Origin of the sequence: Nocardioides sp., assembly GCF_036405735.1 — a bacterium.
In the GTDB taxonomy this organism is placed as follows: domain Bacteria; phylum Actinomycetota; class Actinomycetes; order Propionibacteriales; family Nocardioidaceae; genus Nocardioides.
Map to the genome: position 1 here is coordinate 19,488 of NZ_DASWXC010000017.1, position 20,117 is coordinate 39,604.

The 20,117-nt window shown below is 70.7% G+C and carries 18 protein-coding genes; 4 read left to right on the top strand and 14 right to left on the bottom strand.

From position 1 onward, the window contains the following. Nucleotides 1–5: 5 nt before the first annotated feature. Nucleotides 6–680, top strand: a complete 675-nt coding sequence (locus VGE38_RS03135) for a spermidine synthase (protein ID WP_331141077.1) — start codon at nucleotides 6–8, stop codon at nucleotides 678–680. Beyond that, the gene (locus VGE38_RS03140) at nucleotides 677–2,080 is read left to right on the top strand and encodes a class II fumarate hydratase (RefSeq protein WP_331141078.1); all 1,404 of its coding nucleotides are present in this window, start codon (nucleotides 677–679) and stop codon (nucleotides 2,078–2,080) included. The genes VGE38_RS03135 and VGE38_RS03140 overlap by 4 nt, the downstream gene beginning before the upstream one ends. A 2-nt stretch (nucleotides 2,081–2,082) precedes the next feature. Here the strand turns inward: VGE38_RS03140 and VGE38_RS03145 are convergent, their stop codons facing one another. The 4 genes from VGE38_RS03145 to VGE38_RS03160 form a co-directional block, all read right to left on the bottom strand. Beyond that, entirely contained in the window at nucleotides 2,083–3,432 is a 1,350-nt protein-coding gene (locus VGE38_RS03145) for a hypothetical protein (RefSeq protein WP_331141079.1), read from the bottom strand. Nucleotides 3,433–3,593: 161 nt separating this feature from the next. Further along, nucleotides 3,594–4,247, bottom strand: a complete 654-nt coding sequence (locus tag VGE38_RS03150; RefSeq protein ID WP_331141080.1) for an aggregation-promoting factor C-terminal-like domain-containing protein — start codon at nucleotides 4,245–4,247, stop codon at nucleotides 3,594–3,596. A gap of 149 nt (nucleotides 4,248–4,396) precedes the next feature. Then, entirely contained in the window at nucleotides 4,397–5,743 is a 1,347-nt protein-coding gene (gene phoH2 / locus VGE38_RS03155; protein ID WP_331141081.1) for an RNA 5'-3' helicase PhoH2, read from the bottom strand. Between the two features lie 296 nt (nucleotides 5,744–6,039). Further along, entirely contained in the window at nucleotides 6,040–6,837 is a 798-nt protein-coding gene (locus tag VGE38_RS03160) for an isoprenyl transferase (RefSeq protein WP_331141082.1), read from the bottom strand. 38 nt (nucleotides 6,838–6,875) lie between these two features. Here VGE38_RS03160 and trhA point away from each other — a divergent pair, with 38 nt between their 5' ends. Further along, nucleotides 6,876–7,628, top strand: coding sequence for a PAQR family membrane homeostasis protein TrhA (trhA, locus tag VGE38_RS03165; RefSeq protein ID WP_331141083.1), 753 nt, complete (start codon nucleotides 6,876–6,878; stop codon nucleotides 7,626–7,628). Nucleotides 7,629–7,637: 9 nt separating this feature from the next. On the opposite strand, the gene VGE38_RS03170 is transcribed toward trhA, so the two are convergent. The 8 genes from VGE38_RS03170 to VGE38_RS03205 form a co-directional block, all read right to left on the bottom strand. Continuing rightward, nucleotides 7,638–9,689 carry a thioredoxin domain-containing protein gene (locus tag VGE38_RS03170; RefSeq protein WP_331141084.1) on the bottom strand — a complete coding sequence of 684 codons (2,052 nt, stop codon included), beginning with the start codon at nucleotides 9,687–9,689 and terminating at the stop codon, nucleotides 7,638–7,640. Nucleotides 9,690–9,896: 207 nt separating this feature from the next. Further along, nucleotides 9,897–11,669, bottom strand: a complete 1,773-nt coding sequence (locus VGE38_RS03175; protein WP_331141085.1) for a GmrSD restriction endonuclease domain-containing protein — start codon at nucleotides 11,667–11,669, stop codon at nucleotides 9,897–9,899. 361 nt (nucleotides 11,670–12,030) lie between these two features. Then, a complete protein-coding gene (locus VGE38_RS03180; protein ID WP_331141086.1) occupies nucleotides 12,031–13,113 on the bottom strand; it encodes a Fic family protein in 1,083 nt (360 codons plus the stop codon). A gap of 383 nt (nucleotides 13,114–13,496) precedes the next feature. After that, entirely contained in the window at nucleotides 13,497–14,459 is a 963-nt protein-coding gene (locus VGE38_RS03185) for a hypothetical protein (protein WP_331141087.1), read from the bottom strand. A gap of 1 nt (nucleotide 14,460) precedes the next feature. After that, nucleotides 14,461–15,075, bottom strand: a complete 615-nt coding sequence (locus tag VGE38_RS03190; RefSeq protein ID WP_331141088.1) for a CHAP domain-containing protein — start codon at nucleotides 15,073–15,075, stop codon at nucleotides 14,461–14,463. A gap of 137 nt (nucleotides 15,076–15,212) precedes the next feature. Then, on the bottom strand, nucleotides 15,213–16,502 hold the full coding sequence (locus VGE38_RS03195; protein WP_331141089.1) for a cation:proton antiporter: 1,290 nt from the start codon (nucleotides 16,500–16,502) through the stop codon (nucleotides 15,213–15,215). Nucleotides 16,503–16,527: 25 nt separating this feature from the next. Further along, the gene (locus VGE38_RS03200) at nucleotides 16,528–17,199 is read right to left on the bottom strand and encodes an HAD family hydrolase (protein ID WP_331141090.1); all 672 of its coding nucleotides are present in this window, start codon (nucleotides 17,197–17,199) and stop codon (nucleotides 16,528–16,530) included. Further along, nucleotides 17,196–17,576, bottom strand: a complete 381-nt coding sequence (locus VGE38_RS03205) for a hypothetical protein (protein WP_331141091.1) — start codon at nucleotides 17,574–17,576, stop codon at nucleotides 17,196–17,198. Before VGE38_RS03205 ends, VGE38_RS03200 begins: the two co-directional genes overlap by 4 nt. An 86-nt stretch (nucleotides 17,577–17,662) precedes the next feature. Here VGE38_RS03205 and VGE38_RS03210 point away from each other — a divergent pair, with 86 nt between their 5' ends. Then, the gene (locus VGE38_RS03210) at nucleotides 17,663–18,241 is read left to right on the top strand and encodes a hemerythrin domain-containing protein (protein ID WP_331141092.1); all 579 of its coding nucleotides are present in this window, start codon (nucleotides 17,663–17,665) and stop codon (nucleotides 18,239–18,241) included. 29 nt (nucleotides 18,242–18,270) lie between these two features. On the opposite strand, the gene VGE38_RS03215 is transcribed toward VGE38_RS03210, so the two are convergent. Further along, a complete protein-coding gene (locus VGE38_RS03215) occupies nucleotides 18,271–18,969 on the bottom strand; it encodes an HNH endonuclease family protein (protein WP_331141093.1) in 699 nt (232 codons plus the stop codon). A gap of 65 nt (nucleotides 18,970–19,034) precedes the next feature. Next, entirely contained in the window at nucleotides 19,035–20,093 is a 1,059-nt protein-coding gene (locus tag VGE38_RS03220; RefSeq protein WP_349257074.1) for a TerC family protein, read from the bottom strand. Between the last annotated feature and the right edge of the window lie 24 nt (nucleotides 20,094–20,117).

Sequence of the window (20,117 nt, forward strand, 5' to 3'; positions counted from 1 at the left end):
CGCCCGTGACGGGCACGGACGAGATCGCGCGGGCGGCATCGGAGCGGGGTGAGCTCGTGCTGCGGCGGCGGTACGACGGCACGCTGGAGCTGCGCGCCAACGGCGTGTTCGTGATGGACACCGCGGAGACCTCCACCGAGCGGGCGCTGGCGACCCGGGCACTGGCCCTGGTCGAGCGGCCGGCGCAGGTCCTCGTCGGCGGGCTCGGCCTCGGCTTCACCCTCGAGGCGGTGCTGGCCGACGAGCGGGTCGAGCACTGCACGGTCGTCGAGATCGAGCCGGCTCTGGTGGGCTGGCTGCGCGACGGCACCGTGCCGCACGGCCCGGCGCTGCTGGCCGACCCGCGGGCGGAAGTCGTGGTCTCCGACGTGGCGGTCGCCCTGCGTCGGAGCGCGCCGGCGGCGTACGACCTGGTGCTGCTGGACGTCGACAACGGCCCCGGCTATCTCGTGCACGACGCCAACGCCGGGCTCTACCAGGCGCCGGCGCTCACCGACGCGCGGCGCGCGACCCGAGCGGGGGGCCAGGTGGTGGTGTGGTCGGCTGCCGAGGCACCGGAGCTGGCCGACACGATGCGCCGGGTCTTCGGTCAGGTCGAGGAGCTGCCCTACGCGGTGACGCTCCAGGCGCGCGAGGAGCGCTACTGGCTCTACGCGGCGCGGGTACCGTCGAGCGCGTGAGCGACCAGAGCACCGGGACCGACGGCTTCCGCATCGAGCACGACAGCATGGGCGAGGTCCGCGTGCCCGCGGCCGCGCTCTGGCGCGCGCAGACGCAGCGCGCGGTGGAGAACTTCCCCATCAGCGGCACCCCGATCGAACCGGCCCTGATCCACGCGATCGGGCACGTGAAGGCGGCTGCCGCCCAGGTGAACGGCGAGCTCGGCGTCATCACGCCCGAGCAGGCCGAGGCGATCGCCGCGGCCGCTCGCTCGGTGGCTGCCGGCGACTACGACGCCGAGTTCCCCGTCGACGTCTTCCAGACCGGGTCGGGCACCAGCTCGAACATGAACGCCAACGAGGTGATCGCCTCGCTGGCCGGCCGCGCGGGCGTCGAGGTGCACCCCAACGACCACGTCAACGCCTCGCAGTCGTCCAACGACACGTTCCCGACCGCGATCCACGTCGCCGCCACGCTCTCGGTCACCCAGGACCTGCTGCCGGCGCTGGACGTGCTGGCCGGCTCACTGGAGCGCAAGGCCGAGGAGTTCGCCGGGCTGGTCAAGAGCGGTCGCACCCACCTGATGGACGCCACGCCGGTCATGCTCGGACAGGAGTTCGGCGGGTACGCCGCGACGGTTCGGTACGCCGCCGAGCGGCTGGCCGCCGTACTCCCCCGCGTGCGCGAGCTGCCGCTGGGCGGCACCGCCGTCGGCACCGGCATCAACACGCCGACCGGGTTCCCGCAGGCGGTGATCGCGGCGCTCTCGACGGCGACCGGCGAGGAGTTCACCGAGGCGCGCGACCACTTCGAGGCGCAGGGCACCCGCGACTCGCTGGTCGAGCTGTCGGGGGCCTTGCGGACCTACGCGGTCGGCCTGACCAAGATCTGCAACGACCTGCGCTGGATGTCGTCAGGTCCGACCACCGGGCTCGCCGAGATCCACCTCCCCGACCTCCAGCCGGGCTCCTCGATCATGCCCGGCAAGGTGAACCCGGTCCTGCCCGAGGCCACCCTCATGGTCTGCGCCCAGGTCGTCGGCAACGACGCGGCCGTGGCGTGGGCGGGCGCCTCGGGCTCCTTCGAGCTCAACGTCGCGATGCCGGTCATGGCGCGCAACCTCCTGGAGTCGGTGCGGCTGCTCGCGGCCTCCTCGCGGGTGCTCGCGGAGCGCTGCGTGGACGGCATCACCGCGAACGCCGAGCGGATGCGGTCCTACGCCGAGTCCTCCCCGTCGGTCGTCACGCCGCTCAACAAACACATCGGCTACGAGAACGCCGCCAAGGTCGCCAAGCAGGCGCTCGCCGACGGCGCCACCATCCGCGAGACGGTCCTCAAGCTCGGGTACGTCGACCGCGGCGAGCTCACCCTCGAGCAGCTCGACGCCGCCCTCGACGTGGAGTCGATGACCCACCCCTGACGTCAGCGGCGGGTCAGCGCCTGCCGGCGACTGACGGGCGCGGAGGTGTTGCCCCGTACGTCGCTCGCCTCGATGCGGACGAGCAGCCGGCCGCGGCTGAGGCCGGACAGCCGGGCGCTCCAGGCTCCCGTCGCGGACGGCGCCACCACGACGTGGCCGGCCGTCGCCCATGCCCGTGTCCTGGTCGAGGCCTTCACCCACGCGCGGCGCGCCGGCACATAGCCGTAGTACGCGCCGGCACGTCGCTGGACCGCCTTCACCCGCACGGCGCGCACCGTCGTCTCGGTGTCGTGGGCGGTCCCCCTCAGCACCCGCCAGGCACGCACCGACCGGCGCGCCGTGGGGACCGTGATACCGACCGACGGCTTGATGGTGTCGGCCTGGATCCGCACCGCGTTCGCCTCGACGGGCTCGCTGCGGTTGGCCGGTCGCGCCTCGTCGAAGAAGACGACGCTCGGCCGGTACGTGCCCGGCGTCGCGTAGAGATGGGTGAGGACGCCGTTGCCGACCGCGGTGGTCGTCGTACCGTCGCCCCAGCTGACCGTGCGCCGCACGCTGCTCGCCGGGCTGAGGTCGTCGGTCGCCACCGTGGCCAGACCGACCGTCGTCCAGCCGGCCCATCCCGCCTGCGTGGTCACCTTCGCAGTCCCGCTCGGTGGCGTGCTGTCGTTGACCACCACCGCGCCGACCGCGGCGTGGCTGACGTTGCCGGCGCCGTCGGTCAGCCGGATCTGCGGCTGGTAGCGGACCGGGGCGCCGGTCGGCACGGCGTAGTCGTGCTCGATGACCGTCTGCGCGCCGTTGGTGGCGAAGGGGACGCTGCCCGGGTCCCCGAAGTCCACCAGCACCTGGATGCCGGCCCGCGTCGTCACGTCGTCGGCCAGCGACACCTGCGTGAACGTCACGTGCACCACGTCCCCGACCGCCTCGCCCCAGGCAGCGTCGTAGACCCCGACCGGCCCCTGCGTGTCCGGGAGCGTCGCGCTCGCCGTCGCCGGGGCGCTCTTGCGGTTGCCCGTCACGCCCACGACCTGCACCGTGATGACGGTCCCGGCGCTGGCCACCACCAACGGCGTCCAGGACGTCGTGGTGATGACCGACTGTGCGAGCACCCTGCCACCGGCGAGCACCGTGCCGGCGTACGAGGTGTTGTTCTTGCCGGCCCGCCAGCTGATCGGCACGGCGTAGGAGCCTCCGGTGGCCCCGGTGATCGTGCCGATCGCGAGGTCGGTGGGGGTGCCGGGCTTCAACGGCGGCTTGGCCTGCACGGCCGGCACCAGCGTGGCGAGCAGGGCGGCGAGCAGGGCGAGCACGACGAGCAGGAACCGCAGGGTGCGGACGGCAGCGGGCATGTGGCACCTCGAGCGCTAGTGGCGACGCCTCCCGAGCGGCCTGCCCCGAGGGTCGGCGTCAGCGCCCAGCAGAGCCGAGGGGTTCGAAGTCCACATCCCCAGGATTGGGGACGGCATGACCGTGACGAGCGACCGCGGTGAGGGCCGGCTCGGCACCTCGGTCAGTACCAGCCGACGCGCTCGGAGTGGGACCAGGCGGAGCAGGGGGTGCCGTAGCGGCCCTGGATGTAGCCCAGGCCCCACTTGATCTGGGTGACGGGGTTGGTCTCCCAGTCGTCGGCGACCGTGCCCATCTTGGAGCCGGGCAGCGCCTGCGGGATGCCGTAGGCGCTGGAGGAGGGGTTGTCGGCGCGCGGGTTCCAGTTGGACTCGCGGGTCCAGAGCTTGTCGAGGCAGTCGAACTGGGAGCCGCTCCAGCCGTACTCGCCCAGCAGCGCGCTGGCGATGGCCTTCGGGTCGCCGTCGGCGGCGTCCTCGGTGCGGGTCACGGCTCGGACCTCCGTCTCGGCGGCGGACGCGAGCGCGGCGGCCTTGGCCGGGTCGAGCGCGGCGCGCCGGTCGGCGGAGCGGGAGACCGGCTCGGACCGTTCCGCGACAGCGTCGGCGGGCGCCGAAGCCGGTACGGCGGAGCCGACCGTGGCCGCGGCGGTCTCGATCCTCGGCTCCTCGGAGGCGACACCTCCGGCAACCGCGACACCGGTGGTCACGGCGGCCACGCCCCCGAGCAGGAGGGTGGCGCGAACGGCCCGCCTCGAGGCGTCGACGACGGGTCGCTCGGGCGCCTTGCGGTGCCGGGCGGCGCGGTGCTTCGACAAGTGGGAATCCTCGGAGTCGTGCGGGTGGACCGCGCTCCACCATGCACGAGGCCGCAGGGGCATGCAAACCGAACGCGCAAGAATCTGGGGCGGTTGTGACAACACTCGTCACAACCGCCCCAGCGGTCACACCGGCCCCAACTGAAGGGCTACAGCACGACGTTCTCCAGCATCTCTGTGACCAACGCCGCGATCGGCGAGCGCTCGGACCGGGTGAGGGTCACGTGAGCGAAGAGCGGGTGACCCTTGAGCTTCTCCACCACGGCCACCACGCCGTCGTGGCGGCCGACGCGCAGGTTGTCGCGCTGCGCCACGTCGTGGGTGAGCACCACCTTCGAGTTGGCGCCGATGCGCGAGAGCACCGTCAGCAGGACGTTGCGCTCCAGGGACTGTGCCTCGTCGACGATGACGTACGCGTCGTGCAGCGAGCGGCCCCGGATGTGCGTCAGCGGAAGCACCTCGAGCATCCCGCGGTCGAGGATCTCGTCGACGACCTCCTGCGAGGTCACGGCACCGAGCGTGTCGAAGACGGCCTGGGCCCAGGGCCCCATCTTCTCCGCCTCCGAGCCGGGCAGGTAGCCGAGCTCCTGGCCGCCGACGGCGAACAGCGGCCGGAACACCACGACCTTCTTGTGCTGGCGCCGCTCCATCACCGCCTCGAGGCCGGCGCACAGCGCCATGGCGGACTTGCCGGTGCCGGCCCGGCCGCCGAGGGACACGATCCCGACCTCGGGGTCGAGCAGCATCTCGAGCGCGATGCGCTGCTCGGCCGAGCGGCCGTGGACGCCGAACGCCTCCCGGTCGCCGCGCACCAGGTGGACCTGCTTGTCGGGTCCGACGCGGCCCAGCGCCGTACCCCGGTCCGAGAGCAGCACCAGGCCGGTGTGGCAGGGCAGCTCGCGCGCCTCGTCGAGGGTGATGACGCCGTCGTCGTACAGCTCGTCCAGGACGTCGGCCCCGACCTCCATCTCCGCCATGCCGGAGTAGCCGGGATCGGAGTCGGAGATCGCCTCGGCGCGGTACTCCTCGGCCTCCAGCCCGACCGCCGACGCCTTGATCCGCAGTGGCAGGTCCTTGGAGACGAGGACGACGTCGGCGCCCTCGTCGGCCAGGTTCTTCGCCACGGCGAGGATGCGGGTGTCGTTGTCGCCCAGCCGGAAGCCCGAGGGCAGGGCGGCCGGGTCGGTGTGGTTGAGCTCGACGCGCAGCGTGCCGCCCTCCTCACCCACCGGCACGGGCTCGTCGAGCCGGCCGTACCGGACGCGGAGGTCGTCGAGCGAACGCAGCGCCGTGCGGGCGAAGAAGCCCAGCTCGGGGTGGTGGCGCTTGCCCTCCAGCTCGGTGATGACGACGACCGGCAGGACGACTTCGTGCTCGGCGAAGCGTCGCAGCGCCCCGGGATCGGCGAGCAGGACGCTGGTGTCCAGCACGAACGTGCGGACGGCGGCCTGGGTCTGGGTGTGGGTGGAGCGGGAGGTCTTCGCCTGGGTCGGCACGAGGTTCACCCCTCACGGACCGCAGGCGCGCACCCTCGCCCCGGTCCTAGTTCATGCTGGCGGACCGGGAGGATGCCCGAAGGCCGGGGCGCCGGCCTCCTGTGCCCCGGCACGCCGCGGCGAGCCGAGTCAGTAGGTCGTGAGTGTTCACGAGCGGGCCTCCCGATGTGGCGGGCTTCCCCACCCGCCACTGCTGCCGAACGTACGCCGCCGCGGGCCGCCGCACCTACGACACGCCGAAATCCGTGCAGGAACATCGAGCAGCGAAACGCCACCGATGCACGTGCGGGGCGTCGCTAGAGGCCGCCGCGGCGCTCGCGGTCGGCGTAGGCGCGCAGCGCGCGGAGGAAGTCGACCCGGCGGAAGTCGGGCCAGTAGGCCTCGCAGAAGTAGAACTCCGACTTCGCGCTCTGCCACAGCAGGAAGCCGCCGAGCCGCTGCTCGCCGGAGGTGCGGATCACCAGGTCGGGGTCGGGCTGGCCCTTGGTGTAGAGATGCCCCTCGATCTGCTCGGCGATGTGCTCGGGGGTGAGCTCGGCGGCCAGCTCCTCGAGCGAGGTGCCCCGCCCGGCGTGCTCGACCAGCAGCGAGCGGACCGCGTCGGCGATCTCGCGGCGGCCGCCGTACCCCACCGCGACGTTGACGAGGGTGCCCTCGACGTGGCGCGTCGCCTCCTCGGCCGCCTTGAGCCGCTCCGCGGTCGCGGCGGGCAGCAGGTCGAGGGCGCCGACGGGATGCAGCCGCCACCGTTGCTGGTCGACGAGGGAGGCGACGGCCTCCTCGATGATCTGCAGCAGCGGCTCCAGCTCACGGGCGGGACGGTTCAGGTTGTCGGTGGAGAGCAGCCAGAGCGTGACGACCTCGATGCCGACCTCGTCGCACCAGGTCAGCAGCGGCTCGATGTTGGCCGCGCCGGCGCGGTGGCCGTGCGCGGTGTCGCGTCCCACGGCCCTGGCCCAGCGACGGTTGCCGTCGAGCATGACCCCGATGTGCTGCGGCAGCTTGTCGTGGTCGAGCCGACGGAGCATCCGGGCCTCGTACGCCGGATACAGCAGCCGCCGTACGCCTCTCTTCCAGTCGACGTCCCTAGGCACGTCCCTAGGTTAGCCATCCTCGGAGTACCTTTCGTGCCATGACGGGCAACCCCAGGAGCGAGGCGGTGCGCGAGCGACTCGACGCGTTCGCGGGGTCCGTGGCCGACGCGGTGACCGAGACCCTGGCCGAGGTGAAGCCGAAGCTGCGCGGCTGGCTGCACCTCGCCACCGCTCCGCTGGTCCTGGCCGGCGGCATCGTGCTGATCGTGCTCTCGCCCACCCCGGAGGCCACCCTCGGCGCAAGTGTCTACACCGCCACGGCGCTGCTGCTGTTCACCGTGTCGGCGGTCTACCACCGCGGCAACGGCCGCTGGTCGCCCCGAACCCATGCGCTGCTGAAGCGCTGGGACCACGCCAACATCATGCTGATGATCGCGGGCTCCTACACGCCCTTCTCGCTGCTCCTGCTCGACGGCGTGGCGCGATGGACGCTGCTGTCGGTGGTGTGGGGCGGCGCGGTCGCCGGCGTGCTGTTCCGGATCTTCTGGACCGAGGCGCCGCGCTGGCTCTACGTCCCGATCTACATCGCGCTCGGCTGGGCCGCGATCTTCTTCATCCCCGCGTTCTTCACCGGCGCGATCGCGCTGGGCCTCGGCGTCGGCATCGCCGTCTTCACGCTGATCTGCGTCGGCGGCGCGCTCTACACCTTCGGCGGCGTGGTCTACGGCTTCCAGCGCCCCAACCCGTGGCCGCGCGTCTTCGGGTTCCACGAGGTGTTCCACAGCTTCACGATCCTGGCCTTCGCCGCCCACTACACCGGCGTATCGCTGGCGATCTACGCTCTGCGCTGACCGGCCGCGTCAGCCCCTGCCCGCGGCGGCCACCAGGTCGGCCGGAGAGGTAACGGGCCGCTCACAGACGAAGCCACGACAGACGTACGCCGCCGGCCGGCCCTCGACCGGGACGCGGCTCGAGAGCAGCGGGATGTCGTCGCGTGCCTCGTCGGCGACCAGCACGACCGCACCCGACAGCCGGCGGGCGGCCGCCGCGAGCGCGTCGCGATCCGGTCCGGCCGGTCCGACCACGGCGACCTCGAGCGGCCCGTCCTGCATGGTGAACGCGGCGGCGAGCGACCAGCCCGCGAACCGCGGCGCCTGCTCCATCAGCCCGGCGACGGTGCCCAGCGCCGCCTCGGCGGCGTCGCGGTAGCGACCCTCCCCCGTCACGGCATGGGCCGCCACCAGGGCGTGCACCAGGCTGGAGAGCCCGGACGGCGAGGCGTTGTCGGACGGGTCGCGCGGTCGGGTGACCAGCGACTCGGCGTCGGACGCGGTGTCGTAGAACCCGCCGTCCGAGGCGGCGAACCGCTTGAGCGCGGCGTCGAGCACCGCCCGCGCCCGCTCCAGCCAGACCGGGTCGCCGGTGGCCTGCAGCAGGGAGAGGAACCCCGCCGCCACGCAGCCGTGGTCCTCCAGCACGCCCGCGTGCCGGCCCGCCACTCCGTCGCGGGAGACCCGCAGCAGCCGGATGGCCCCGGGCACCTGACCGTTTCCACCATCGTCCGGCGTGTCGCGGTTGGCGATGTCAGGTGCCGGCAGCAGGTGCACGCGGGCCAGCAGGTCACCGGCGGCGATCGCGGCGTCGACGTACGCCGGCTCGTCGAGCAGCAGGCCCGCGTCGACCAGGCCGCTGATCGCCAGGCCGTTCCACGCGGCGACCACCTTGTCGTCGCGCTCGGGGCGGATCCGCCGCTCGCGGGCGTCGAACAGGCGCCGCTTCACCTCCACCAGCCGCTCGGCGCCGGGACCCTCGGGATCGTGGCGGAGCTGGAGCGTGGAGGCGCCGTGCTCGAACGTGCCGGACTCGGTCACCTCGAAGACCTGCGCCGCCCAGGCGCCGTCGTCGGGACCGAGCGCCTCGACCAGCTGCCCGGGCGTCCAGGCGTAGAACTTCCCCTCGACGCCCTCACTGTCGGCGTCGAGCGCCGAGGCGAAGCCACCCTCGGCGGTGCCGAGCTCCCGGATCATCCAGTCGGCGGTCTCGCGCGCGACCCGGTCACCGAAGGGTGTGCCCAGCCGGGCGTAGAGGCCGACCAGCTGGGCGTTGTCGTAGAGCATCTTCTCAAAGTGCGGCACCACCCAGCCGCGGTCGACGGAGTAGCGGGCGAAGCCGCCGCCGAGCTGGTCGTACATCCCGCCGCGGGCCATGGCTGCGACGGTGCGGTTCAGCATGTGCGCGGCGCGGGGGTCGGCGCCGGCCATCGCCGCATAGCGGCGCAGGAACTCCAGCACCATCGACGGCGGGAACTTCGGGGCGCCGCCGAAACCGCCGGCCAGCGGGTCGAAGTCGTCGGCCAGCTTCCCCAGCGCCGTCTCCAGCAGGGCGGGCGTCACCGCACCGGAGGGCACGGTGACGCTGACGGACAGGTGGTCGCGGAGCGAGCCGGCCACCCGGCGTACCTCCTCGGCGCGGTTCTCCCAGGCGTCGACGAGCGCCTCGAGAACCTGCCGGAACGACGGCTGACCGTGGCGCGGCTGGTCCGGGAAGTAGGTGCCGGCGTAGAACGGGCCGCCGTCGTGGTCGAGCACCACCGTCATCGGCCAGCCGCCGTGGCCGGTCATGGCGGTGGTCGCCTGCATGTAGACCGCGTCGACGTCGGGCCGCTCCTCACGGTCGACCTTGACCGGCACGAAGTGCTCGTTGAGGTACGCCGCCAGCACCGGGTCCTCGAACGACTCGTGCGCCATCACGTGGCACCAGTGGCACGCGGCGTACCCGACGCTCAGCAGGACCGGCACGTGGCGCCGGCGCGCCTCCTCGAACGCCTCCGGCTCCCACTCCCACCAGTCGACCGGGTTGTCGGCGTGCTGGAGGAGGTACGGCGAGGTCGCGTCCGCGAGGCGGTTCGGCATGTCCTCCAGCCTGTCATGCGCGCCCAGCGGCCCGATGGGTCCGGCCAGGTGGCTCGATACGGAATTGCTTAGACGAGCCTCGACCGCACTCCTTCAACGGAGAAGGGGCGTCGCGCAAGAGTCTTCACGCAAACCGAGTGGCGCTCGAGGCACCCTTCGCCAGGCGAGAAGGGTGCCCACCGGCCCGTCGCGAGCCCCCGTCTTGGCCTACTCGGCGCGGTCTGCGCCTTGCGCGGCGGCGATATCCCGCGTGACGGGCTTACCGAGGGCAGCCTCGACGAGCCGGCAGAGGCGCTCGCGTCGATCTGCGAAGAAGCCTTCGAAGTCGTCGCTCCACAGAAGGGCCGGATCCACCTGATGCGGGCTGAGGTTCGCGTCGATGACGTCGTCACCAGCCTTGATCTCCTTGCGGATCGTTCTGCGGTAGACCGATGGCGCGTTGCCCGAGAGCTTGATGTTGGTCGTCTTCGCCAGCGGCGTCTTGTTGACGATGCTCTCTTGCATCTCCCACTTCACACCGTTCTTGACGCACCACGCCTTCGGGAAGACGTGGTGGATGTCGACCTTGAGCTTGAAGTAGTGCGCCTTGTCGAACGACTGGTTGTAGATCCAGTCCTTTGCTCCTTGGGCCATCAGCAAGGCATAGACGCCCTTGTAGGCCGCCGAGTTGCGGGTGCGCAGCGTGTGCAGCCGACTCTCGTTGAAGTAAGCGTCGTCCACCGTCCGCGGCACAACAGCACCGGATGTGTCGAGCGCCCATGCGGGCACCTGGTCGACGTCGCGGGCGAATCGTGTCTCGCTGGCGCTGCCGTAGAGTTCGCCCAGGATGCCGCTCCAGAACCAGCGGCGCAGACGAGCATGGACGCCGTACGCCTCCGCCTGCTGGCCAAGAAGCACCCGGATCACGGCCAATGGGACAAGCTGCTTCGGGTAGGGGAGGTCGTCGCTGGCGTGGATGTGCTCCCCGTCGAGGAAAGCGGCCGCCCACACTAGGGCGTCACGGATCTGCGGGGCCCAGATGAGGTAGTCATCAAGAGTGAGCTTGAGTACGTCTTCCTTTTTCGCAGTCGTCGCCTTCGGCCCCGCACAGGTCGCCGCCAGAGTCACCGCCTGCAAGAAGTCGTCGTTCTCGAACTTGAGAAGGACGTCGTAGTCGTCAAGGACGTCATATGTCTCGTCCCAGTCTTCTCTCAGGCGGAACGCTTCGTCGTGCTTGCTGAAGTACGCACGATCACCGGCGAACTTGGCCGTCAACAGCTCGAAGACGGTCAGCTTCACGCCGCCTTGGTTGACCTTTTCGAAGACGGTTGTTACTGCAGCCATCGAAGTGTGCTTGTCGAGCTCGATCGCGGGGATGGTGTAGCCCTGAAGAGGGGTCAGCAGGTTGATCAGCTTTCCTACGCCGTCGAGATCGTTGTGGAACTGACCCCACTCGACGATCCAGCTCGCAAGGTCGCTGCTCATCAACGACGAGACTGGAAAGTGGCTGCGCTCGATCTGCAGCGCCCTCGTCGAGACATCCATCTCGACGTCCTTGTTGAAGTTCGTCAGCTTCTTGCCGCTGCCGGGCAACGAGACGATGGCATCCCCGATGTTCTCGGGATCCTTGAGCGCCTCATCCACCCTGATGAAGTACTTGCGGTTGCCCGCGTCGCTGGTCGCAACCACTCCGCCGCCCGTCAGCGCCTGCGTGAGGGATGTCAACCGCTGCTGCCCGTCGAGCAGCAGGAGCCCAGGAGCGGTGCCTTCGGGCGGCACCGTTCCCTCGATCGCCTTCGCCTGGAAATGGATCTCCGATCCCCCGGTCTCGAGCATGAGCACGACACCCAGCGGGTGGCCGACCGCGATCGTGACGAGTAGCTGCCGAACCCGCTCGTCGTCCCAGACATACCCGCGCTGGAAGTCCGGCAACTGCACGTGCCCCGACGTCGTCCATTTGATCAAGTCGGACAACGGGTGCTGCAGGGTCTGGAATCCCACGGCGTTCCTTCCGGGCGGTGACGAGAGTGGCTCAGGCAAGCCCCGACCCTAGTGAGAACGACGGACTGGTTCGGCCGAATCGGGGAAGGCGGTTGGTTCCCGGTGTTCACCGATGTGCACAACACCTGATGGAGCGTGGCCAGGATCCTTCGCCCGTCTGCATGTCGCGACCACGAAGAGGCCGAAACGTCTACCGGTCCAGCTGTGCGAACTACACCGTCGATCCGGTGCGTTCAACGCGAGGTACATCTCAGCGTGAAACGCGTCGCCGGATCCGGCGTGGCCACGCGTCGCTGACATCCACGCACCGGACGATGAGCCGCCCACCAAAAGACCGGCCCGCTCGGATCAACGCGCGAATTCATTCCGCACGAATGAGCACTTCCAGGAACTCATGGTTGACGAACAGCCGCTCTCGGCCGACCTTGATGTCGCTGAGGAGACCCGCCTCGACCGAGGCGTGGAGCCACGACGACGCTGTCTGCCGCGAGACGTCGCATCGCGCAGCAACCGTGCCGATGCGGCAGTAGGGCTGCTCGAACAGCACGTCGAGGAACTGCGCGTCGCGGCCCCCTGGAGTGGCTGCTCTGGCTCGCTCAGCGATGTCGTCCTGACACTCACGAATCGCGCTGATTTTCCTCGTCGTCGACTCAGCAGATTCGCGGACAACGTCAAGCATGTACAGGATCCACTCGGCCCAAGCGCCCTCGGCCGTCACCGCCCGCAGGAGGCGGTAGTAGTCATTCTTCCGAGCGATGATGGCCCGGGAGAGGTACAGGATCGGCTCGTCGAGGAGACCAGCTTCGATCAGCATCAAGATGTTGATGACACGGCCCGTACGCCCGTTGCCGTCGTGGAACGGGTGGATCGCCTCGAATTGGTAATGCGCGACCGCCATCCGCACCAACGGATCGAGGTCGTCCTGCGCGTGAACGAAGCGCTCCCATTCAGAGAGCTTTTGGCGGATGACGTCGGTCCCTTCCGGTGGCGCATAGACGATCTCTCCGGTGGTCGGGTTGGCAATCCGTGTGCCGGGCATCGCACGGACATCCATGTCGCGGCCATGCAGTTGCGAGCAGATACGCGAGGCGGTCGAGGCCACGAGCGGGCGAGTCCGGATGGATTCGACGCCGGCGAAGAGCGCGCTGCGATAGCGCAGAGCCTCCTTCGTAGCATGATCGCCACCACCCGACTCGACGTGCTTGAACAGCTCATCAGCCGTCGTCACGATGTTCTCGATCTCCGAGCTCGCTTGCGCCTCCAGCAGTGGAACCGCATGGATCAAGATGTTGGGATTCGGGAGCAGTCGCCCCGCTTGCGCCAGCGTCGCTAGGGCGGCGCGGGCCTCGACGGTCGCCTTGAGCACCGCCCTCGGCTCAAGTTCGACTCCCTCAGGAGGGAGCGCCGGCAGATCGTTGAAGGGAACTTCAGGGTCCCAGGGCATGTGTCAGCTCCTTCAACACGACGGCGGAACGCGTTAAGATTCTCTGCGAAACTTAACACGTCCTCGGAACGTGTCGTCTTTGTTGACATGTCGCGTGAGGGGCCACCGAGACCGCGCGGCAATCCTCGCACCCATCCGGGCAGTCCGATCGACCTCGTCGGTAAGGACCTGGTTTCCAGAAACGGGGTGAACGGTCGACTCGCCCATGACCTGCAGGTTCACCGACAGCCGTCAGTGATCTCGAGGCAGCGACCTCGGGTCGCCAGCGGCAGACGGCGTGGCCACACACCCAGTCAGACGACATTGCGTCGAACGCTGTGAGCTAGGAGCTGCCACGGCGCCGGCAGCCGCGGCCCACCCCATCGGCGTCGCAGAAAGCACGCTCAAGCCGGTTGGGTCACCGGCTCGATGCCGTCCCACGCGCCGGGGCCGGCGGTTCCGGCCGCCTCGTCCGCCCCGAGCGCCCCGCCGCGGCGGCTGGGACCACAGCTGAGGGTCGGGTAGAAGGACCGGCTCCAGTCGCAGACATCGTGGGGCATCGCCCACAGGAACTTCTTCCAGTCGATCCCGGAGCCGTACCAGAAGTGAGGCAGCTTCGCCGGCTCCCACAGGGCGTGGAGCATCCGCAGGGTGCCGTCGTTCATGTAGTCGGTGTGCAACGGCGTCCAGCGCTCCGCGAACGGCCGATCGAGGACCTGCGAGCCGGTCGGGTACCAGAACACAGTCGTACGGATCTCGGTCCGGGGAGTGAACCTGCCGAGCAAGGTGGACATGGCGCGCAGTCCGAGCAGGAGCCAGGGGACGAACCCGACCACTTCGGCGCCGACGCCGTCGGTGACCGGCCCGGTGAGGGCGCCGTCGGGATCCTCCTGTCCCCCGCCCGGCTTCTTGGCAGGGTCACCCTGCTTCTGGTCCGGAGGCAGCTTGTTCATCGCCTCGTCGAGCAACGCCAGCCACTTCGGGTCAACGAGGTAGCGGTTGCCGGAGAACGCCTTGAGACTGCGCGCGACGACCTGCTGGTAGGACAGCGACCACTGGTGCGCGGCCGCAGGGCCGCTGACCGAGTTGACGCTCTTGAACACGACCACGTTCGCGGTCCGGCCGACGAAGCTCGTGCCCGCGGAGAACACGTTCCACTGTGGATCGTCGAGCACGGACAGCGTCGCGTAGAAGGCATCCCAGATCGGTGCCCGCGCCACCGTGCCGAGCCCGTCGCGGATGTAGGTCGGATACTGCACCGACCCCGGCACCCTGACGCGCCCCGCCTCGTCGAACGCCTCGAAGGGGAACAGCTCGTAGGTCAGGCCCCGCATGCCCGACGCGATGCGCCTGTCGAAGCCGCTCATCTCAGATCCGCGCGAACCAGAGACCCGACGTCGACCGCCGTACCGCCGCCACCTTGTCGGAGAAGTTGCCTTCGATCGTGGTGATCTGGCCCGCTCCGGCCGAGGCGTTGTTGACGATGCCGATGTGCTGGTCGCTCAGCCCGAAGATGTCGCCCTGCTGGGGGCGGCTGACCAGGCGGCCGGCGCCGGCTGCCCAGGCCTTGACGGAGCCGACGTAGCCGGGGTTGGTCCAGGGGACGCGGCGGTTGGAGTCGGTGGCCCGGTCCAGGCACCAGGAGACGAAGTAGGCACACCACGGCACGGGACCGGACCGGGGCGCGAACCACTGCACGTAGCGGGTGAGCGGAACCCCCCGGTTGCTGCCGAGTGGTTGCTCGACGACGCCCTGCCGGTACTGGCCGATCGCGATCTGCAGCATTCCGGCGTGGAGCGTCGTGAGGCCGGCCGCGTGCAGGTCCAGGTCGTCCAGGGCCCACAGGCTGGCCTCGGCCTCCTCGACCGGGATGGCCTCGGCCCCGACGAGCTCGATCCCACCGGGCTCCGGGGCGACCACGGTGTCGAGGAGGTCCGCCTCGATCGTCATGATCGGCTCGCGGTCAACGGAACGAGGGTGCACATGTCTCTCCTACGGCGTCGGCGACGGCAGCCCTGGTCTCGGGCGCCATTTCGGGGCCTTACCGTTGCCCAGCCGCCGCGGCGGGGGCAGGCCGATCGTGATGATCTCCCCCATCTGGGGGACGCACGGTCCTCCTGTCACCCCGTCGGAGCAGCGTCGCGCCCCCGGTCCGGGTCGACCAGCGCCATCACCGGGGTGGCCAGCACACCGTGGAGCAGGACCGAGGCGACGACCGTGAACGCCACCGTCGACCACAGCCAGTCGGCGGCGAGCTGCTCGCTCTCCCCCGCGGCGTAGGCCAGGTAGTAGATCGACCCGATGCCACGCACGCCGAAGAACGCGGTGGCCCACCGCTGGCCCCGCGTCATCTGACCCTCGGGGGCGAACGGCGCCAGCGCGACGATGCCCGAGAGAGGACGTACGACGAGCAGCAGGCCCAGTCCGATCACGACCCCACGCCAGTCCAGGCCCTCGAGCAGTCCGCGGGTGAGCGCGATGCCGAGCACCATCAGCACGAAGAGGGTGAGCAGCCGCTCCAGCCGCTCGACCACCTCGTGCATGGCGGCGTGGTAGTCGTGTGTGCGCTCCGCGGAGCGGAACGTCATGGCGCAGGTGAACACCGCCAGGAAGCCGTAGCCGGACGCCACCTCGGCGACGCCGTAGGCGCACACCAGCGCGGCCAGCGCCATCAGCGACTCGCCGCGCTCGGCCACGCGCAGCGAGCGGCTGCTCGAGCGGAACGCCACCCAGGCGAGCGCACGGCCCACCAGGACGCCGGCGAGCACGCCGATGGCGACCTTGGCGACCAGGTAGAAGCCGAGCCACTCCAGTCCCCAGTGCCACACCGCGCCCTCGGTGGCGAGCAGGATGGCGGCGTACACGAAGGGGAAGGCGAGCCCGTCGTTGAGCCCGGCCTCCGAGGTGAGCGTGAACCGCAGCTCGTCGCTCTCGTCCACCTCCCCCTCCCCCGTCTGCGGTCCGGCGACCTGGACGTCGGAGGCCAGGACCGGGTCGGTGGGCGCGAGCGCCGCGCCCAGCAGCAGGGCGACGGCCGGGGCGAGCCCCGCCCACCACCCCAGCAGCGCGACGGCACCGATGCACAGCGGCATCGCGATCGCGAGCAGCCGCCAGGTCGCCCCCCACGTGCGCCAGCTCGCGCGGCGGCGCACCCGCAGCGGTCGGTCCAGGGCGAGGCCGACGCCCATCAACGCCACGAGTACGGCGATCTCGGCGACGTGCTCGATGACCGCCCGGTTCTCCTGCGGATCCAGTGGCATCCCGTCGGGCAGCGGCGTCAGGCCGATCAGCATCCCGACCCCGACCAGCACCATCGGCGGCGAGATCGCCCACCGGTCCAGCAGCTCAGGCAGCACGATCGCGAGCAGGAGACTGGCTCCCGCCACGACGTAGACCAGGTCCGCGGTCACTCGGCCTGGTACCCAGCCGCGGTCGCTATGACGGCGCGACGGCGGCCGCCAGCGCGCCGTCGAGATCGGCGGCCAGAGCGGCCGGGTCGTCGTACACGACCACCGCGCCGGCCTCCCGCAGCTCGGCGGCACCGAAGCCGCCGCAGCGCAGGCCGATGGTGGGGATGCCCCGACGGTTCGCCGCGAGGACGTCCCAGGTGGCGTCGCCGATCATGACGGCCCGCCGGCCGGAGACCTGCTCGAGCGCCCGGTCGAGCAGCTCGGGGTCGGGCTTGGCCTCCTCGGCGTCCTCGCCGGTGGTCCACGCGTCGGCGTGGCGCTCGGCGTCGAGCAGCCGCAGCGCGTGCTGGGCATGCCGCGGGATCGAGGAGCTGGCCAGCACCACCTTGAGCCCGGCTCGGCGCAGGGCCCCGAGCAGGTCCTGGGCACCCGGGAGCAGGCGGGTCTGGTCGATCACCTCGTCGTAGGCCCGCTCCCAGCGCTCCCGCACCTCGTCACCGATGCGCGCCTCGGTGCGCTCGTCGGTCACCGCCGGGACGAGCCGGTCCCCGCCCATGCCGATGTGACGGTGGATCAGCCACGCCGGAACCACCTCGCCGCACTCGGCGAACGCCCGCGCCCAGGCGAGCGTGTGGTGGTAGGTGGAGTCCAGGAGGGTGCCGTCGATGTCGAGCAGCGCCGTGTCGAACCGGCTCACTGCTCGTCCTCGAACACGACAGGGACCGCGACCGGGTCCCCCTCCAGGTTGAGACGGGCGCCGGCGATGACCGCGCGGACGTGGTCCCGGTCGTGGTCGGCGCCGCGCGGGCACGGCACGTGCACCTCCCGAGCGCCGCCACCGAGCGTCGCGGCGTACCCCTCCTGCTCCAGCGCGGCCATGACGGCCGCCGGGTCCTGCCCGTCCGGCACGCGGTAGACCAGCGTGTCGGCGAGCGGGGACGCCGCGAAGGTCGCCGCCTGCGCCTTCACCTGGTCGTCGCGCTGCTTGACCGCGCGGGTGGCGTAGATGGCGATGATGACCGGGACGGCTATGAGCAGGAGCGCGACCACGGCGCCGATCAGGGCGAACGACATGCCTCCCGGTGCCCGCCGCGGCGCGTTCCCACGCAGCCGGTCGGGTACCGGCGCCGTCCCAGTCCCACCCGCGTCGAGGAGGCACCATGGGAAGCGCAGCCGAGGACCGCGCCGAGGCGGCCCGCCTGCCCGAGGGCGACGTCGTCCGGATCCTGCTGGAGCAGCACGCCCGGATCCGCGAGCTGTTCGCCGAGGTGACCACCGCCTCCGGTGACGCGCGAGAAGGCGTCTTCCACGAGCTGCGGGTCCTGCTCGCGGTGCACGAGACCGCGGAGGAGATGGTGCTGCGGCCGGTGTCCGGCGAGTTCGCCGACGAGGTGGCCGCCGCCCGCAACCAGGAGGAGGCCGACGCCACGGAGGCGCTCGCCGAGCTGGAGAAGCTCGACCTGGGCAGCCCGGAGTTCCTCACCCGGATCGCCGCCCTCCGGGAGTCGGTGATCCGGCACGCCGAGGCGGAGGAGCACGAGGAGTTCCCGCTGGTGCTGGCGCACTGCGACGACGCCATGCGCCAGCGGCTGGGCAAGCAGGTGCTGGCCGCGGAGTCGCTCGCTCCCACCCACCCGCATCCCACCGTCGCCGGCCACACCGGCGCCCAGTTCGCCGCCGGACCGTTCCTGGCCATGCTCGATCGCGCCAAGGACGCCTTCCGCCGAACGACCGACTGATCGGGTCGGCAACCGGGTCGGCAGCCGGGTCAGTACGCCGGCAGCGGCTCGTCCGGGCAGCGGTCGAGCACCCGCGTGATCGCCGCCTTCTCGGCCGGCTTCACCCACAGCCCGTAGGCCGCCTTGACCGCGACCTGGCGGGCGACGAACGCGCATCGGTAGCCCTTGGCCGGCGGCAGCCACGACGCCGCGTCGGCGTCGCTCTTGCGCCGGTTGAGCGGACCGGAGACCGCGAGCAGCCCGAGCGGGTCGTTGGCGAACCTGACCCGCTTCGCCTCCGGCCACCGCTGCGCGCCGGTCTGCCAGGCGTCGGAGAGCGCGACGACGTGGTCGATCTCCACGGCGTTGCTGGTGCCGGGCCCGCGCACGAACGCGACCGGCCGGCCGCCGTACGGGTCGACCAGCCGGCCCGCCAGCACCAGGCAGCCCCGCGTGCCCGGCTTGAGCACCAGCTCGGTCAGATCGCGGCGCAGCACGTCGTTGCGGGTGTCACAACCGTTGCGGTCCACGTCGGCCCAGGCCTGCCCGAAGCGATCCCGGTCGTAGCCGGTGCGCGGGGCGCGCCCCTTCACCGGCAGTGCCTCCAGCGCCGCCAGGGCGCTGCCCGACACCGGCGTCGCGACCGGGTCGGCCGGCCGCGGGACCGCGGGCCGGCCGGCCGGGGCGCCTGAGCAGCCGGCGACCAGCGCCGCGATGACGGAGATGACGACCGCGACGACGGCGGGCACAGCGGCCCGCCGTCGTACGACGCGTCGCACCGGTAGCCCGAGCCCCGGCCGACGTGCGCGGTCGGTCAGCCGTTGTCCCAGTCGCGGCGCGGGCCGGTGTGGGCGTCGCGCTCGGCGGCGTCCATCCGTCGCGAGCCGATCAGGCTGGCCACCGTCGTGACGGCCAGGGTGCCGATGATGACGGTCAGCGACAGCCAGATCGGGATGTCCGGGGCCCACTCGACGTGGTGGCCGCCGTTGATGAACGACAGCTCGTTCTCGTGCAGCGCGTGCAGCACGAGCTTCACACCGATGAAGCCGAGCAGGAACGCCAGGCCGTAGGAGAGGTAGATGAGCCGCTCCAGCAGCCCGCCGATGAGGAAGTAGAGCTGTCGCAGACCCATCAGCGCGAAGATGTTGGCGGTGAAGACCAGGTAGGGGTCCTTGGTCAGACCGTAGATCGCCGGGATCGAGTCGAGCGCGAAGAGCAGGTCGGTCGTGCCGAGGGTGAGGATCACGAAGAACATCGGGGTCAGCAGCTTCTTGCCGTTGACCTTCGCGAGGATCTTGGTGCCGTGCCACTCGCTGGTCGCCGGGAGGTGCGTCTCGGCGTACTTGACCAGCTTGTTCTCCTCGTACTCGTCCTCGTCCTCGCCGCCCTCCTTGGCGAGCTTCACCGCGGTGTAGATCAGGAAGAGCCCGAAGAGGTAGAAGACCCAGCTGAACTCGTTGATCGCGGCGGCGCCGATCACGATGAAGATGCCGCGCATCACCAGCGCGAGCACGATGCCGATCATCAGGGCGGTCTGCTGGTACTGCCGCGGCACGCCGAACTTCGCCATGATGATGATGAAGATGAACAGGTTGTCGACCGAGAGCGAGTACTCCGTCAGCCAGCCGGCGAAGAACTCCGCGGCCGGAGCCTGGGAGAGCTCGTGGGGCTCGGCGAAGAGTGCCAGGCCGATGCCGAAGAGGATCGCCAGTCCGACGAAGAACGCCAGGTGACGGGTCACCTCCTTCATGGAGGGCTCGTGCGGCCGTCGTCCGATGACGAACAGGTCGACGATGAGCACGCCGATCGTGACGACGAGCGTCACGATCCAGACGGCGGGAGAGGCGACCGAGTCGCCGATGAGAGAGTTCACGTGCGGATGTCTCCTCCGGAGCGC